The organism is Vibrio limimangrovi (genome assembly GCF_054064025.1).
Genome location: NZ_JBSUGF010000001.1, coordinates 362,996 through 379,470 on the forward strand (window position 1 = coordinate 362,996; position 16,475 = coordinate 379,470).

Genomic DNA, 16,475 nt, shown 5'->3' on the forward strand with positions numbered 1-16,475 from the left:
CTTTGCCTTATATAAGTATCTACTGTAAAACAGAGTCTTGTTCGGATAAATGATTTACAATCCTATTCCATGAGTATTCAACCTAATTCACGTCAGTTAATTTCATGTGAAGAATGTGGTCTTGTTGTCCGTATTCCAGACATTGAACAAGGACAAAAAGCACAGTGCCCTCGCTGCTCACACTCACTCACTAAAGTTAACGCGAAGCCATATCAAAGTGTGATTGCGATTTCATCGGCATGTTTGATCATGCTGGTACTTAGCATCTCATTTCCGTTTATGTCCTTTAGTGTCCAGGGACTATCTCAAGAGATCACCTTGCTGCACGCTGCAAAAATGCTGGCAGAATTCCAAAACGTCCTTCTAGGGATATTGCTACTTGCGACCGTTGTTGTCCTGCCTACTATCTATGTGGGTTTGATTCTTTTTCTTCATTTTGAAGCATTAAAAACGCGCAAACATACCCCTTCTAAAAAGCAACAGCGGATGGCCAAAGTCTTGTGCCGGATTTTGTTTAAGGTCGAACCCTGGTTGATGGTCGATGTATTTTTGATTGGCGTGTTAGTCAGCTTAATCAAAATCGCTTCTCTCGCCGATATAGGCATGGGAACCTCTTTCTGGGCATTCTGCGTATATACCGTTTTAGTCGTAAAGTGTATTTCAATGGTCGATAAAAGCTGGTTATGGGGACACTTTATTCCCGCGATTGAACTACCAGATGTCACAGAAGGCGATACTCATCACAACCATAACCACATTGGCTGTCATACGTGCCACCAGATCAATCATATTGAAGAAAAGTCCTGCATTCGCTGTAAAAGTCCGCTTCACAAGTACAATCCGGCAGACAATTTACAAAAAGCGTGGGCTTTATTGTTTGCTTCCATCGTTTTTTATATTCCGGCCAACCTCTACCCGATGATGTACACCGTTAGCCTTGGTCACTCAGAAGGCTCGACCATCATGGAGGGGGTGATATTACTTTGGCACTTAGGCTCCTACCCGATTGCCATGGTGATTTTCTTCGCCAGTGTTTTTATTCCGATGGCGAAAATGTTGACACTGGCGTGGTTGTATTATCAAGCTCAAAAAGCGCAATACCTTCCAACAGAAGAAAGTATTTCACGCTTGAAGATATATCGTTTAACTGAATTTATTGGCCGTTGGTCAATGATTGATATTTTTGTTGTCGCTATTTTGGTTGCGCTGGTTCAATTGCACAATCTTATGGCGATTTATCCTGGCCCTGCTGCATTATCATTTGCTGCGGTGGTTATTTTCACCATGCTCTCTGCGATGATTTTTGATTCTCGCTTATTGTGGCAATTACCACAGAGTGAAGCGCAAGAGCCAATGTCTGAGAACTTAAAAGAGAAATCTAAATATGAGTGATGAGAACAACACAACCGCTCAAATAAAACCGCAAAAGCAGGTTTCTGCGATATGGATTGTACCGATCCTTGCGCTAGTCATGGGGGCGTGGATGCTGTTCCAATACATCAACAGTACAGGCCCACAAATCACATTACAGCTACCCACAGCAGATGGTATTGAAGCGGGTAAGACCGAGATAAGAGCACTCAACGTTAAAGTCGGCGTCATCACCGAAGTGACGCTTAGCGAAGATTACGACCACATCATTGCCAAAGCGCAAATGAACAAAGATGCGGCTCGTATGCTCAGAGACGACACGATGTTTTGGGTCGTCAAACCTCGTATTGGCCGGGATGGAGTATCGGGCTTAGAGACCTTACTGTCAGGTGCTTACATTCAGCTTCAACCCGGTAAATCAGATGAAGAGAAAGAAAAGTTTACTGTGCTGGATGTACCTCCAGTCGCAGCACCTGATGCCGAAGGTCGCAGACTCGTATTAACTCACCGTGAAGCAGGAAAACTTGGCGTCGGCGACCCGGTAATCTTTAAAGGCTTTACCGTTGGTCGCGTAGAAAAAACCAGTTTTGATGTCGATACTCGTCGAGCGCTTTATCAGCTCTTTATCTTTAAGCCTTACGACAATTTAGTCCGCACCCGCACCAAGTTTTGGCTCAATTCCGGCGTAGATTTACAACTGAATACCGAAGGCTTTGAATTAAAATTCGGCTCTATTGAAAGCTTGCTTACCGGCGGCGTGACTTTTGATTCTATTCCAGGTATGGATTCAGGTGATCCACTAACGGAAGACATGGCAAATTTCCGCTTGTATGACGATGTTAAACAGCTTCGCGAAGGTATGTATGATGATTACATCGAGTTTGTCATGTTGTTTGATGAATCGGTTCGTGGTCTCAAAGCAAAAGCACCTGTTGAGTACCGCGGCCTGCGCATTGGTACGGTAATGAGAGTACCGCTACGATTCCCAACACAAGAAGAAAGCTTTTCTGTAAAGAGAATCCCGGTCTTGGTACGTATCGAGTTAGGCCGCTTATTCGAAGAATTCCACCCGGATTCGATGTCTAATTATAAAGATAAATTGAAAGCGGAATTTGCCAAAGGTTTGCGTGGTACGCTAAAAACTGGCAGCTTAATTACTGGCGCCCTGTACATCGACACTGATTTCTATCCGGATGCCGAGCAATACGTCCCAGACGAGTTTTTAGGCTTAGAGGTATTCCCTACCATGCGTGGCGGATTTGCTCAGGTTCAGAAACAAGTCAATGACTTCCTGGACAAGCTCAATAAGTTACCAATGGAAGATACGCTAACCTCTTTAAACGAAACTCTGAAAACATCCGAACGTACATTAGCTTCGGCGGAACGTGTGGCAAGCAGTATCGATAAACTGTTAAGTCAGAACGATACCCAGCAGATCCCGGCGGATATTCGCCAGAGTCTGCAACAGCTGCAAAAAACACTTGATGGCTACGGCCCTAACTCAACCATGTACACCGAAATGGAATCCACACTCAAAGAGCTGGAAAAAGTGATGACAGAGTTTAAACCTGTCCTTAAACAACTGAACGAAAAACCAAATTCATTAGTATTTGGAGAAGATGAAGTCAGTGATCCTGTACCTGTAAGAGGGCAAAAATAATGAAACGTGTATTTCTGTTAGTTTCTGCACTAATAGCCGGTTGTAGCAGCGCACCGGAATCGACAGGTTCGATGTATCTTTTACCTCAATCAGAGTCGCAATTACCGAGTAGCGCTGTAATGACTGAACGCCCGCTGTTAGTTGTTCGCCCTGTGGAACTGGCCAGCTACTTAAATAATAGTGGCATTGTCTACCGCACTTCTGAGTCTCAGATCATTCAAGCGAAACACAATCAGTGGGCACAGAGTATTTCAGAGCAAATTACGCAACGTGTTATTGCGGATCTTCGCCAAAAGCAAAACCACTATTGGCCAGTTAAAGTTCATAGCCTGCTAGACCAGAGTAGCGAGAATAAGCTGCAACTAAGCTTGAATAAGTTCAATGGAAATTATCAGGGTAACGCTGAACTTGAAGGAGAATGGATGCTGATTGATGCAGAAGGCAAAGTCAAACGCCGTTCTCAAATCAAAACCATCGTGCCTTTGCAGGATGAGGGTTACGACGCGCTGGTCAATGCATTATCAGCTGGACTGAGTAAACTCACGGATAACATTGCCCAACAGCTTTAAAAAACTTGGTCAGATACAAAATTGGACAGATTCAAATAAAAAGGGGAGCATCACGCTCCCCCTGCTGTTTTTAAGTAGAACACACAAACATCATAAGTATGGTTCAACTAGATGTAACTCATAACGTTTGATGCTTTTCGGCGGTTCACAGGTATCAAGCACACTCGTTTGATCCAATAACATCCAATCTTTACGATGCGCGGTTCCGAGTGACTTTCCTTTATGAATATCAAAACAATGCATATCTTGTCCGTCGTGAGTCAAGATGAAGCGTTTTGGTTTCTCCTTCATCCATAGCCATGCATTACGCTCTTGTTCGATATGATTAGATAAATAACTGAAGTGCGTTAATGAAACCGGTGAAAACAGCAAGAACTGCTCTTTAAATTGTGTGAGACCTAATTCGCCGTCTTCACCAATCGCTTTTTGAGCTTCCAGCATGATTTCTTGCGCTGGTGTACGGATTGGATTAAGTAGCATGTAACCAGCAAAGCTATACCAAACCCATGTAAGCGACAACGCAACCCAAAATGCGCCTATGGCTGGGACAGTGCGAGATTTGAAGAAGGCCAATCCCCAAATTATCGCCGCGACTAAAAAGAATGCCGCGAAAGGTAACGCTGATTTATAGTCATCTAAATGTTTGGTGATCGCTTTCACCTCCAGCGCTACCATCACAGCACCAACAAAAAGAGCCAAGCCCATTACAAGTGTTAAGGCTTTAAGTAATTTGTTTGTCCATGCAGGCCAGGACTGATGGCTGAAAGCGTAACCAGCTAATATCGCCATCATTGGCAGCGCTGGCAAAATGTATACTCCACGCTTACCCGGGCTGAAACTAAAAAAGATCACAACTAGTACAATCCAAGACAGCAGGCTAATCAGAACCGGAGACAGACGTAACTGTTTCCAGAAGTTCTTATTGAAGAACACAAAGTACAGTGGAAACCACATAACAGGGATGACGCTCACAACGAAATAATGCCATGGCTTTATATGTCCCCAAGAGTTCGCATATCGCTCACCCGTTTGCTTAAACAAGATATTGTTCTTATAAGCAACAAAGTCAGGATTATTGCTCGTCTCCACAAGCATCATCATCGGTAAAAACCAACACGCGATAGTCGCAAGCATGAATACCGGACCAAGCAAGAGTTTCCAGGATATCGCATCATCGAATCGGTGTTTTCCAGTAAAGTGAAGGGCTAAGACTGGCAGCAAGAATAAAGCAGGAAGGAATCCGACTCCTTTGGTAATAATGCCTAGCCCCATGAAAACCCAAGCGACACAGTACCAGGCCCAACTGGCTTTAATAAAGAAATGCCGCAGTAACCCATACATAGCAATGGTGATCCAAGCAGCGACCATGGCATCTATTTGAGCAGCTTTAGACTGGATAATAAATTGCGGAGCAAGCAACAATAAGAAGCCGACGCTTCGAGCGGTTTTCACATTCCACAGTTTTGCAGAAATGTCATAACAGCAAACTAACGCGATTAAGCTAACAATCGCGTTAGGCAACATAAATGTCGCTTTTATACTGCCTGTTAACCAGTAAAATACCGCCATCGACCACATAAATACTGGCGGCTTATCAGGATAAAGCTCTCCGCCTCGTGTTGGAAAGAACCAGTTGCCGGATTGAACCATTTCACGAGCAACTTCAACAAAACGTGGTTCATCCGCAGGCCAAGGGTCACGTAAACCGATCCCAGAAAAAATAATGATAATCGCGAGGATTAACAAGAAGCCGAGTGTTTGGTAATAGTTTTCGTTTTGCCAAATTTGCCTGGACTTCGCGACAACGGGATTCATAGTTCCTCTTCCATATTTAATAGTTCAACGCGGCTCTTAATATGGTCTCTATAAAGAAAACCGGTAAGTACAGCGCTAAAAACTCCAAAGAAAACACTGAGATAGATCATTGCATTACTGGACGATTGAATACCCGCTCCCATCAGAGCAAATATTATGATTTGAGGTAGATAACCAATTAAACTTGCAGAAATAAATGCAAAAAAAGGAACGCGTACGCTACCTGATAAGACATTAGTAACCACATTATTTCCTATCGGAAATAAACGTAAGAGTAATATTTTATAAAATGGTTTACGGCTGGCAAATGAATTAAATTTAATCATTTTTTTGGGAAAATGACGATATAGCCAATTTGTGAATATAAACCTTGCGCAATAATAATTAAAAGTAGCACCAAAAATACAAGCTAATAATGTTAACGTCACACCTAGGTTTATATTATATAAATAGCCAAAAACTAGTGCGATAGCTTGCTTTGGTCCACTCAAAGATAAAAATATAACACTGAAAGTGAAAATCACCACTTCGCCCGTCATACCGTTTTGTTGAATATAACCAACCAGCCAGTTTTTATCGGTTAAATGAACCAAAACGGGATTATCCAGCTGATTCGCAATCAAAACCCCGACAGCAATCAGTAAAAAAAGCTTTAGCCACTTCTTCATTGTTGTTGATTCGTACCTGCAACACTAACCGCTTTCACCATTGGGTTTTTCGTACGTCTTTGTAGCCAAATCACGCCAAGCAAATCCACGATACCTACCCACGCTCTGTTCCATGCGTTGTAATTCGACGTCCCGGCTTCTCTGTCCCTATGTGCGACTTGGTGAACCACAATTTCGCCATCAAGTGACTTGATCAACGCTGGTAAAAAGCGGTGCATATGATCAAAGTATGGCAAACGTAAATAAGTCGCTTTAGGGATGATTTTCAGACCACAACCAGAATCAGGCACACCGTCTCCCAATAACGCATGACGAACTTTATTAGCTACTTTGGACTGAAAGCGGACCCAAGCTGTATCTAGTCGTTTCGCCCGATAACCCGCGATACAGAAGTGCGGATTAGTCACTTTCGCAGCAAGTTCAAGCATACTTGGCATATCTGACGGATCGTTCTGACCATCAGCATCTGAGGTGATAATCCATTCGCCTTTCGCGTGTTTAACGGCCGTTAAAACCGCAGTGCTTTGCCCACAACTTTTCTCATGGCTTACGACTTGCAGATCACAACCACATTCCTGTGCGGCTTCAAGCGCTTCTTTTACAGTATTATCGGTACTACCATCATCAGTAATCACAATTTCTACTTCGGGATAAGCCTTCAAGCTATCATGAATTTCTTTAACTAACTTTCCGATATTCCCTTGTTCATTTTTGGCAGGGATAACAACTGATATACTCGGCAACATGCACACTAACCTTGCTCAAACGTGCTATAGAGCTAAACCCTATAGCGATAACTCATTTTACTTGTTATAAAACTCTCGATACCAGGAAACAAACTCTGCAATACCTTCTTGTATTGATACCGCTGGTCTATACCCCGTTACCGCATAAAGATCTTCTGTATCTGCGTAAGTTCGATACACATCCCCCGGCTGCATTTCTCTGAAATTCTTTTTAGCTTCAATGCCGAGTTCTGTTTCTATCCCCTTAATAAAGTCCATAAGATTGATAGGTGAACCATGGCCGATATTGTAAACCGCGAAAGGCGCTGAACTGTTCGCTGGTGAGCCGCTCTCCACCGTCCATTGAGCATTTTCAGCAGGAATGACATCCGCGATGCGTACTATACCTTCAACAATGTCGATAATATGTGTAAAGTCCCGCCACATATCGCCATTATTGTTGATGTCTATCGTTTCCCCATCCAGTATCTTCTTGGTAAAAATAAATGGCGCCATATCGGGCCGTCCCCAAGAACCATATACTGTGAAAAACCTTAGTCCCGTCGTCGGAATTTGATAGAGGTGGGAATAACAATGAGCCATTAACTCATTCGACTTCTTGGTCGCAGCGTAGAGAGATACAGGGTGATCAACGCTATCTGATGTCGAAAATGGGACTTTATTATTTAATCCATAAACGGAACTGGAAGAGGCATAAACCAAGTGTTGAATCTTATTCTGACGACAGCCTTCCAGTATATTCAAATACCCAGTCAAATTAGATTCCACATAACTGTGAGGGTTTTCTATTGAATATCTCACGCCAGCTTGCGCAGCAAGATGAATGACTCGATCAAAATTTTCTTTTTTAAAAAGGGCTTCTATTTCTTCCCTATCTGAAATATCAATAGGATAGAAACGAAATAAGGGGTTATTTATGAATTGTAATCTTGCATGTTTGAGTTGCACATCGTAGTAATCATTGAGGTTATCAACTCCGACCACTTCATGCCCTAGAGCGTTAAGTTTTCTAACAGTTGCACTACCAATAAAACCAGCAGCGCCAGTAACTAAGTACTTCATAAATTCGAACCAAAAAATCCATCAGTTAAAATTAGTAATAATTTGTTGAAATGTAAAGTTTATTAACAAATTATAATTTATGAGACAGATTTAAAAACATATGTTGTGATATTGCTCTAGATTATTCTGAAACGTTCAGTAACAAAACAAATTTAACTGAAAGATACAATCACATTATGATCTTAATCACACTCTTAATATATTTAATATTTCTGTAATATGATAATAGTTTTCATTTATAGAAATTCGTCAGCTATTGTATTCCGATATATTAAAAAGCATGACTATAAGTGATGAATTATTATTTCATTCATCCATTACAATATTTAATAAATAAAATAGTAATCATGTTAAATCGATAGACTATACCCAAATAACCTCGAGATGCTTGGTTCAGCGAGAATGACTTGGCTATCAGACGCGGCAACGATTTGAAGATCTAGTGGTTCTAAATCAAAAATCGTTAACAAGACTGAGAGTCAAGACAACTCGCCCTTCGGGAGCGTGTCACTGACACAATTTCTGCGTCAAATAACTTGGAAAGAGCTTGCTATTCCGCTGCGTTCTTTTCCTTGAACTAGCATCAGTGACAACGCTCTGAATCCGGCATCTTGAAGTCATTTGGGTATAAGAACCGTGATAATAAAAAGCCCCGAATCATAGATCCGGGGCCTATCTTTGTAAGTGTCTCAGTTAAAGCAGCAATTATAGCTTGTAACGATCATCCACAACGCTCACTTCAGGGAAGGTTTCGCCGTTTTTCATCGCTTTTTCTGTTTCTTTCTTCACTTCGGAATCAATCCAGAAGTTACCAATATCCATTGGATGCAGAACCCACTCTGTCAGTTTCGTCATACCATCTTTTGGAATCTTCACCCAGCGCCAATGAGCCACTCGTGAATAAGGCACCATGTATCCAGGAACAATGATGTTTGCTTCGCTCACGTAATCTTGAATTTGTCGTGATAGCGCGTAACGTTTTTGCTGATCAAACTCAGAGTCATACGCTTCTATCAGCTTATCCAGTTCAGGACTGCTGAAGTTCGTATGCGCGTTAGTCTGAGGCTTATTCGCATTATCCGAATGCAGATATTCCCAGTATGCAGGTATCTCACCCGAGCCCATGTTCAAGAAAGCCAACTGGTGTTTTTTCTCCAGGATATACTTAAATGCTGACGAACCGTCAACCAAGTTAAGGGTAAAGTCAAGGCCTGCCAACTTAGCTTGCTCTTTCAGAAAAGCGATACGAGGCGTATAGGAGTTCGATCCGTATGTAATTGCAAAGCTTAAACGTTGGCCTTTGTCATTCACGCGAATGCCATCTGCGCCAATGGTAGCAAAACCTGCTTTTTCAAAATGCTTAACTGCCGCATCCACATCAAATTTCGGCGCTGTATTATTTGGATCATCGTATTCACCGTGACCAAAACCCAGGCCATGAGGCTTACGCGAGTAATCTCCGCGCATGATGTTTTCAATCATACCGTCGAAATCGGTCGCCACCATAATACCTTTACGTACTTCAAGATTATCAAGCAAAGGCATCGCGGTGTTGATCCATATGCCACCCGCGCCTTGAGGAGCTTGGTTGAATCCCCAATACTTCTCGATGTAACCGTTCTTATAAACGTCACCGTTCGTTTTATCGTGCCAGTAACTAGGCAACACCATTTCAAAGTAATCTAAGTTACCTTTTTCAAAGTGCTTCAGAGCGATATCAGGATCGCGAATGACAGTAATACGTACTTTGTCAACGTTGTAGCGATTTTTATAGTAACGGTTGTTGTAACCCCACCACTCTTCACCAACGTGTTTAAACGTTACGCTTTTGCCCTTTTTCACCTCATCCAGGTAATAAGCTGCAGCCGTCGGTTCTGCTTTAAAGTTGAAATTACGAACGAAGTTATCTGGCATGCCGTCATTATTCTCGTCTTTTTCACCTTCAAAGAAGTGCTTTGGACGTGGCTGGAAGCCATTACTCGGCATATTGATCATCACCATCAGAGAGTCATGGCTTTGAGCAACCGCAAGGTTCACTTGAATAGTGTAGTCATCGATTTTTTCTACACTCACAATGCTGTTGGTGAAAAAGTCGTTGTACCAAGGGTCAATAATATCTTTCGATGTGTAGTACTGCATCATAAAGACGTAATCGTCGGCGGTAATTTTCTCACCATCCGACCATTTTGCGGTTTCATCTAGCTGAAAATAAACGGTTTTATTGTCTTCACCAAACGCCCATGCCTTAGCTAGTTGAGGAATCCACTTGCCAGTATTTGGATGGCGTTGTGCCATTTTTGGCGTACCATCCATCAGGTACTGGCGTAAACCCGAGTTTGCATCAGGGCCAACACTACGTAACGTTTGTGGAAAACTTTCGATATAAGTGCGGTAAGTGCCACCATGAACCGCTTCTTCAGAAGCAAACAGAGGCTCGTTATTATTTGAGGTCCATTCAATATCAGCTGGCAATTCCGCGGCATTCAGTTGAAAACTGGCAGCAGTTAATATTGCAAGTACTGAAAATGGCAGTTTCTTGGTCATTTTTCTTCCTTGTTATGATTGCGATCTAAGGCTGAGACAAGGAAGACCGTGAGTGAAGCTCACAAAATCTGCGAGAAGTATTGCACGCAAATAAGAAAGTAAGAGGAGTATAATACGAAGCGACATCCTGCCAACTTCTATATTAATTTCAATGAGATTCACCAGGTCATCCTAGACCTTACAACGCAGTAAATGCATCCCCGACATAGTATTAGTAACTAATTTGTAACGCAACCCATCAATTACACATGCTTGCATTTTCTGTTTATCATAGCTCGTTATGTTGTGAAATTGTGACCGATATAGTGTTATGCCCTACACCAAAGTCGATTAACCGTAGAGCATTAAACCTACTCTTTTAGTCACCCTGAAACGTAAAAAGGCGAAGCACTAACGCTTCGCCTTTTCCATGACTCGATATGAGAATTACATGTTCGCCAAACTGTCGTTGATTGACTTCAATACAGCCGCAGGATTTTCCGCCTGAGTGATCGGGCGACCAATCACAAGGTAATCAGAGCCAGCTTGAATGGCGTCAACTGGCGTCATAATACGACGTTGGTCACCTTGCTCTGAGCCAGCAGGACGAATACCTGGTGTCACCAGCTTAAACTCTTTTCCCAGCTCGCCTTTCAATAATGACGCTTCTTGCGCTGAACATACCACGCCATCAAGACCAGCGTTTTTCGTTAACGTCGCAAGGCGGATCACTTGCTCCTGAGGCGCGACATTCAAACCAATACCGGCCAAATCACTTTGTTCCATACTGGTGAGTACGGTGACACCAATCAGCAGTGGACGATCTTTACCATACGGTTCAAGAATCTCACGTGACGCTGTCATCATGCGTTCACCACCGCTCGCATGAACATTCACCATCCAAACACCCAGTTCAGCGGCTGCACGCACAGCTTTTGAACATGTGTTTGGAATATCATGAAATTTCAAATCCAAAAATACAGAGAAGCCACGTTTGTGTAGCTCACGTACGAAATCAGGACCAAATAGAGTAAACATCTCTTTACCGACTTTCAAACGGCATGACGCAGGATCAATACGATCTACAAACGCAAGCGCATCCGCTTGGTTATCATAATCCAGTGCGACAATAACTTTTTGGTCGATCATTTCATCTCCTAACATTTTCTTTTTTCTAAAAAATGCAGCGGACAGAAAACCTGTCAGCTGCATTAAAACTATTCACCATCCAACCCTCGGATTGGTTTGATCGTCCCCCATCCCTTACAAGATGGGCAATGCCAATAAAGGGAATGGGTAGAAAAACCACACTTTCGGCATCGATAATGCGGTTTCACTTTTAACTGTTCACCAACCATGGCTTGCAATGTTGAGAGACTGTCTTTTGCACGCCCCTCTTCAGCTTCAGCAATATGATAATCAATCAAACGGTAGAAGCCTTTCATGGTTGGATTTTTCAAAAGCTGTTTCGTCAGCAATTCCTGTGCAGCGCCCACACTCTCGTGATGAGCGACCAGTTGTGCCAACATTAATTCAGCAGAGACCCCTGCTTTCTTATCGATACAAGCACGAAGAAACTCTACCAGCTCATCTTCTTGCCCTAAGTGATGGTAGCATTCTGCAATTGTAGGCAAGACATCACTGATAAAATCTTTGTCTTGATCCAAGATTGAAGTTAAGTATTTGATGGTCTGTTTATAATCTTCAGACTCTAAGTAAATACGCCCCAACGCAATGCTGGCACGAACGCATTTAGGGTCTTCAGAGAGTGCTTTTTTAAAGTGCTGAACCGCTTTGCTCTTATTGCCATCAGATTGATCTAGCATGGCAATTTCACACCAGAAATGTGCGATGTTGGTACGCATTCGTGAACGCTTATTACTCACTTTAGCCAACTGATTCGCGTAGTGAATGGCTTTTTCCCATTCGCGAGTTTGCTGGTAAATTGTCACGAGCTGTTGAAGCGCCCCCTCTCGATGATCAGGCTCTTCCACTAATTGCTCAAATATCTTTTCTGCACGGTCTAAAAAGCCAGAAACCATGTAATCTTTAGCAAGCTGCTGAAGTGCAAGATTTTTCTGATCCAGAGTCAGACCTGAACGAGAAATAAGATTCTGGTGAATGCGAATTGCGCGGTCTACTTCCCCACGGGAACGAAATAGATTACCCAGAGCGAGGTGCGTATCTATGGTTTCGTTATCAACCTGGAGCAATTCTATAAAGTGATCGACCGCTTTATCTGATTGATCAGAGAGCAGCAAGTTAAGACCCGTCATGTATTGACGGGAAATTTGATGTGATTGCTTCTGCTTGTCTTGTTGAGCGCTGCGATGCCCCATGTACCAACCATACGCAGCAGCTATAGGCAATAACAAGAAGAGTAATTCAAGCATTAAAGTGAAGCCTTATCCTTATGCCTGTTTGTCGATAGCAGGTTTAGCAGGTGCAGTGGCCTCTGCTTTCACTGGCTCGTACTTTTTCAGTTTCTTTTTCAGACGTCGAACTTGAAGTTGAGTCTTAAATTGGATGCTGGCAAAGATAAACCATGCCAGAGCAAAACCAGCAACAAATACCACGCCTAATAGCGTTGATAAATGAAACTCTCCTTTTGCTAAAAGATAATTAAAGGTCACAACCTCTTGGTTTTGTGAGCCCAGAGCTAGCGCAATTAAAAAGAGAGCAAATACAGCAGCGATTTTTATAATTTTCATGTTACATCACCCTTAGAGGAGTAAATCGGTCAGATTATGCAGTAAAATGTTTCTTCAGACCACGTATATTAGCAATAATCTATACCCAAGTAACCTCAAGATGTCAGGTTTATGGACACACTTTTGAAGTAATCTACCCTACCGACTTCTTCAAAACCATATCTCTCTGGGTTCAGGAACTTAACTCGGTAAGGATGCCCGGATATTCATTTTACTGGGATATATGATAAAAAAGCGGCATACACAAAAGTATGCCGCTTTTTCAAACTAATAAGAGAGCGTTAAATACCAAGATTTACGCGCTCACGAAGTTCTTTGCCAGGTTTAAAATGTGGGACGAATTTACCTTCTAATTCCACTTTGTCACCCGTTTTAGGATTACGACCTACGCGAGGTTCGCGGTAATGAAGAGAAAAACTACCAAAGCCGCGGATCTCAATACGGTCACCACTCTCTAGTGTAGAGGCCATATGCTCTAAAATATCTTTTACAGCATCTTCTACCTCTTTCGCTGATAAATGTGTTTGCTCAGCGCAGAGTCTTTCAATCAGTTCAGACTTAGTCATAGTTGCCCTCTTTGAGTATCTTTATCACTCATTATAGTAAGTAATACTAATTCCAACAAACACTTGCTAGTAATTCTAGACAATTTTTACGCAAAAATATGCAATGAAGAAATGTCTTTTATTAAGATAGTTTACTGGTATTAGTATTACTACTTTTATTACGATAAACATAAAAAAGGAGCCTTGCGGCTCCTTTTTTGCTTAAGCGAGTATATTATTCGCCTTTAGCTGCTTTGAAAGCGTCAGCCATTGCGTTACCGAATGCATTGTCATCTTGCTTGTTGATAGATGCCATTGCTTCTTGCTCGTCAGCTTCGTCTTTAGCTTTGATAGATAGGTTGATTACGCGGTTCTTACGGTCTACACCTGTGAACTTAGCTTCAACAACATCACCAGCGCTTAGGATTAGAGAAGCATCTTCTACGCGATCGCGAGATACTTCAGAAGCACGGATGTAACCTTCAACGCCTTCTGCGATTTCAACAGTAGCACCTTTAGCGTCAACTGCAGTTACAGTAGCGTTAACTAGAATACCTTTCTTGTTGTCTGCAACGTAAGCATTGAATGGGTCGTTTTCCATTTGCTTAACGCCTAGAGAGATACGCTCACGCTCTGCGTCTACTGCTAGAACAACTGCAGAGATCTCGTCGCCTTTCTTGTACTCGCGTACAGCTTCTTCGCCAGCAACATTCCAAGAAATGTCAGATAGGTGAACTAGACCGTCGATGCCGCCTTCTAGACCGATAAAGATACCGAAGTCAGTGATTGACTTGATCTTACCAGTAACTTTGTCGCCTTTAGCTTGTGCTTCAGCGAATGACTGCCATGGGTTAGCTTTACACTGTTTCAGACCTAGAGAGATACGACGACGCTCTTCGTCGATTTCAAGAACCATAACCTCAACTTCGTCGCCAACATTAACAACTTTAGATGGGTGGATGTTCTTGTTAGTCCAATCCATTTCTGAAACGTGAACTAGACCTTCAACGCCTTCTTCGATTTCAACGAAGCAGCCGTAGTCAGTTAGGTTAGTTACGCGACCTGATAGTTTGTGACCTTCTGGGTAACGCTTAGCGATTGCTACCCATGGATCTTCGCCTAGTTGCTTAAGACCTAGTGATACGCGAGTACGCTCACGATCGAACTTAAGAACTTTAACTTGGATCTCGTCACCAACGTTAACGATTTCTGATGGGTGCTTAACGCGCTTCCAAGCCATATCAGTGATATGTAGAAGACCGTCAACGCCACCTAGGTCAACGAACGCACCGTAGTCAGTAAGGTTCTTAACGATACCTTTAACTTCAGAACCTTCTTGTAGAGTTTCTAGAAGCTCGTCACGTTCAACGCTGTTCTCAGATTCGATAACTGCACGACGTGAAACAACTACGTTGTTACGTTTTTGGTCAAGTTTGATAACTTTGAACTCTAGCTCTTTGTTTTCTAGGTGAGCAGTGTCGCGGATTGGGCGTACGTCTACTAGAGAGCCAGGAAGGAAAGCACGGATACCGTTTAGTTCAACAGTGAAACCGCCTTTAACTTTACCGTTGATGATACCAACAACAGTTTCAGCTTCTTCGTAAGCTTTCTCAAGTACGATCCAAGCTTCGTGACGCTTAGCTTTCTCACGAGAAAGTTGAGTTTCACCGAAACCATCTTCAACAGCGTCTAGAGCTACGTCTACTTCAGCACCAACTTCAACTTCAAGTTCGCCAGCAGCGTTCTTGAACTGTTCAGCAGGGATAGCAGATTCAGACTTAAGACCAGCGTCAACAAGAACGAAACCGTTCTCGATAGCTACTACAGTACCTTTAACGATGCTGCCTTGTTGGAATTCTGTTTCGTTTAGAAACTCTTCAAAGAGTTGAGCAAAAGATTCAGTCATTTATTTAATCTTCAATAAATTAAACGTCCACGGGTGTCCTACCACATGGGGTTATTAAATTCGCCGGTCATCATCCTTGCGACCAACGCTCTTAGCTTAGATGAGCATCATCACTCAGCTAGCTTCGATTCGATATATTGTAGTGCCTTTTCTACCACTTCGTCGATAGTCATCGATGTAGAATCTAGCACAAGCGCATCCTCTGCAGGGCGTAATGGTGCCACTGGGCGGTTACGATCTCGGTCGTCACGCTCTTGGATCTCGCTTAAAAGGTCAGCAAATCTAACATCTAACCCTTTACCTTGCAACTGTTTAAGGCGTCTATTTGCACGTTCTTCAGCGCTCGCATCAAGGAAAATTTTCGCTTGTGCATGCTGGAATACAACGGTTCCCATATCACGGCCATCAGCAACCAGACCCGGAGCGGCTTCAAATGCACGCTGACGACGTAATAACGCTTCACGAACACGCGGCAGAGCAGCAACTTTAGATGCAGCCATCCCTGTTTCTTCCTTACGAAGCTCACCAGAGACATCTTCGCCTTCAAGAATAACCTTAACCAGGTCACCTTCCGCGATAAATTGCACATCTAGGTGTGTAGCCAGTGGGACAAGCGCATCTTCAGACTCAGTATCAACGCCATGGTGAATAGCAGCGAGTGCAAGTACTCGATAAATCGCGCCAGAGTCTAAGAGTTGGAAACCCAACTTTTTCGCCAGCAACATACACAGAGTGCCTTTACCTGCACCACTAGGTCCATCTACGGTTACAACCGGAGTTTGAGAGGACATGTTCTTCTCCACCTATTATTTCTTTTTAACAATTTGCTCGGTTTTCGAGGCGCGCATTATACGGGAAATTGCCCTTTCGGGCGAGGAAAAATGTCATGCAATGCATCA

At 42.9% G+C, this 16,475-nt stretch carries 14 protein-coding genes; 3 read left to right on the forward strand and 11 right to left on the reverse strand.

The genetic code is table 11. The features are described 5' to 3' along the window. The first annotated feature begins 69 nt into the window (after positions 1-69). From ACWYU8_RS01605 to ACWYU8_RS01615, 3 genes are read left to right on the forward strand one after another with little or no spacing between them, the layout of a single operon-like run. Positions 70-1,392 carry a PqiA/YebS family transporter subunit gene (locus ACWYU8_RS01605; RefSeq protein WP_457516553.1) on the forward strand — a complete coding sequence of 441 codons (1,323 nt, stop codon included), beginning with the start codon at positions 70-72 and terminating at the stop codon, positions 1,390-1,392. Next, positions 1,385-3,031 (forward strand): intermembrane transport protein PqiB, encoded by a 1,647-nt coding sequence (gene pqiB, locus ACWYU8_RS01610; RefSeq protein ID WP_457516555.1) that lies wholly within the window; start codon positions 1,385-1,387, stop codon positions 3,029-3,031. Before ACWYU8_RS01605 ends, pqiB begins: the two co-directional genes overlap by 8 nt. Beyond that, positions 3,031-3,600: a PqiC family protein gene (locus ACWYU8_RS01615; RefSeq protein ID WP_457516557.1), complete on the forward strand. Its 570-nt coding sequence runs from the start codon at positions 3,031-3,033 to the stop codon at positions 3,598-3,600. Before pqiB ends, ACWYU8_RS01615 begins: the two co-directional genes overlap by 1 nt. A gap of 90 nt (positions 3,601-3,690) precedes the next feature. Here the strand turns inward: ACWYU8_RS01615 and ACWYU8_RS01620 are convergent, their stop codons facing one another. The 11 genes from ACWYU8_RS01620 to cmk all read right to left on the reverse strand — a co-directional run bounded on the left by ACWYU8_RS01620 (position 3,691) and on the right by cmk (position 16,367). Beyond that, positions 3,691-5,415 carry an ArnT family glycosyltransferase gene (locus ACWYU8_RS01620; protein WP_457516558.1) on the reverse strand — a complete coding sequence of 575 codons (1,725 nt, stop codon included), beginning with the start codon at positions 5,413-5,415 and terminating at the stop codon, positions 3,691-3,693. Beyond that, a complete protein-coding gene (locus ACWYU8_RS01625; protein ID WP_457516559.1) occupies positions 5,412-6,083 on the reverse strand; it encodes a TVP38/TMEM64 family protein in 672 nt (223 codons plus the stop codon). Before ACWYU8_RS01625 ends, ACWYU8_RS01620 begins: the two co-directional genes overlap by 4 nt. Continuing rightward, positions 6,080-6,829: a glycosyltransferase family 2 protein gene (locus tag ACWYU8_RS01630; RefSeq protein WP_457516561.1), complete on the reverse strand. Its 750-nt coding sequence runs from the start codon at positions 6,827-6,829 to the stop codon at positions 6,080-6,082. Before ACWYU8_RS01630 ends, ACWYU8_RS01625 begins: the two co-directional genes overlap by 4 nt. Before the next feature lie 57 nt (positions 6,830-6,886). Further along, the gene (locus tag ACWYU8_RS01635; protein WP_457516562.1) at positions 6,887-7,891 is read right to left on the reverse strand and encodes an NAD-dependent epimerase; all 1,005 of its coding nucleotides are present in this window, start codon (positions 7,889-7,891) and stop codon (positions 6,887-6,889) included. Positions 7,892-8,596: 705 nt separating this feature from the next. Continuing rightward, positions 8,597-10,435, reverse strand: a complete 1,839-nt coding sequence (locus tag ACWYU8_RS01640) for an extracellular solute-binding protein (RefSeq protein WP_457516563.1) — start codon at positions 10,433-10,435, stop codon at positions 8,597-8,599. A gap of 426 nt (positions 10,436-10,861) precedes the next feature. Continuing rightward, entirely contained in the window at positions 10,862-11,563 is a 702-nt protein-coding gene (gene pyrF, locus ACWYU8_RS01645) for an orotidine-5'-phosphate decarboxylase (RefSeq protein WP_457516565.1), read from the reverse strand. 68 nt (positions 11,564-11,631) lie between these two features. Beyond that, positions 11,632-12,807, reverse strand: a complete 1,176-nt coding sequence (gene lapB / locus ACWYU8_RS01650) for a lipopolysaccharide assembly protein LapB (RefSeq protein WP_457516566.1) — start codon at positions 12,805-12,807, stop codon at positions 11,632-11,634. Positions 12,808-12,825: 18 nt separating this feature from the next. After that, positions 12,826-13,125, reverse strand: a complete 300-nt coding sequence (locus ACWYU8_RS01655) for a LapA family protein (RefSeq protein WP_457516567.1) — start codon at positions 13,123-13,125, stop codon at positions 12,826-12,828. Positions 13,126-13,406: 281 nt separating this feature from the next. Beyond that, positions 13,407-13,691 carry an integration host factor subunit beta gene (gene ihfB / locus ACWYU8_RS01660; RefSeq protein WP_444495276.1) on the reverse strand — a complete coding sequence of 95 codons (285 nt, stop codon included), beginning with the start codon at positions 13,689-13,691 and terminating at the stop codon, positions 13,407-13,409. A 214-nt stretch (positions 13,692-13,905) separates the two neighbouring features. After that, a complete protein-coding gene (gene rpsA, locus ACWYU8_RS01665; RefSeq protein WP_457516568.1) occupies positions 13,906-15,576 on the reverse strand; it encodes a 30S ribosomal protein S1 in 1,671 nt (556 codons plus the stop codon). A gap of 110 nt (positions 15,577-15,686) precedes the next feature. After that, on the reverse strand, positions 15,687-16,367 hold the full coding sequence (cmk, locus tag ACWYU8_RS01670) for a (d)CMP kinase (RefSeq protein WP_457516570.1): 681 nt from the start codon (positions 16,365-16,367) through the stop codon (positions 15,687-15,689). Positions 16,368-16,475 lie beyond the last annotated feature (108 nt).

Bases quoted from the DNA above. Each gene is read 5' to 3' on its own strand.
- pyrF (WP_457516565.1), bottom strand. From the start codon at position 11,563: ATGATCGACCAAAAAGTTATTGTCGCACTGGATTATGATAACCAAGCG.
- ACWYU8_RS01615 (WP_457516557.1), top strand. From the start codon at position 3,031: ATGAAACGTGTATTTCTGTTAGTTTCTGCACTAATAGCCGGTTGTAGC.
- cmk (WP_457516570.1), bottom strand. From the start codon at position 16,367: ATGTCCTCTCAAACTCCGGTTGTAACCGTAGATGGACCTAGTGGTGCA.
- pqiB (WP_457516555.1), top strand. From the start codon at position 1,385: ATGAGTGATGAGAACAACACAACCGCTCAAATAAAACCGCAAAAGCAG.
- ACWYU8_RS01605 (WP_457516553.1), top strand. From the start codon at position 70: ATGAGTATTCAACCTAATTCACGTCAGTTAATTTCATGTGAAGAATGT.
- lapB (WP_457516566.1), bottom strand. From the start codon at position 12,807: ATGCTTGAATTACTCTTCTTGTTATTGCCTATAGCTGCTGCGTATGGT.
- ACWYU8_RS01620 (WP_457516558.1), bottom strand. From the start codon at position 5,415: ATGAATCCCGTTGTCGCGAAGTCCAGGCAAATTTGGCAAAACGAAAAC.
- ACWYU8_RS01635 (WP_457516562.1), bottom strand. From the start codon at position 7,891: ATGAAGTACTTAGTTACTGGCGCTGCTGGTTTTATTGGTAGTGCAACT.
- ACWYU8_RS01630 (WP_457516561.1), bottom strand. From the start codon at position 6,829: ATGTTGCCGAGTATATCAGTTGTTATCCCTGCCAAAAATGAACAAGGG.
- rpsA (WP_457516568.1), bottom strand. From the start codon at position 15,576: ATGACTGAATCTTTTGCTCAACTCTTTGAAGAGTTTCTAAACGAAACA.
- ACWYU8_RS01655 (WP_457516567.1), bottom strand. From the start codon at position 13,125: ATGAAAATTATAAAAATCGCTGCTGTATTTGCTCTCTTTTTAATTGCG.
- ACWYU8_RS01625 (WP_457516559.1), bottom strand. From the start codon at position 6,083: ATGAAGAAGTGGCTAAAGCTTTTTTTACTGATTGCTGTCGGGGTTTTG.
- ACWYU8_RS01640 (WP_457516563.1), bottom strand. From the start codon at position 10,435: ATGACCAAGAAACTGCCATTTTCAGTACTTGCAATATTAACTGCTGCC.
- ihfB (WP_444495276.1), bottom strand. From the start codon at position 13,691: ATGACTAAGTCTGAACTGATTGAAAGACTCTGCGCTGAGCAAACACAT.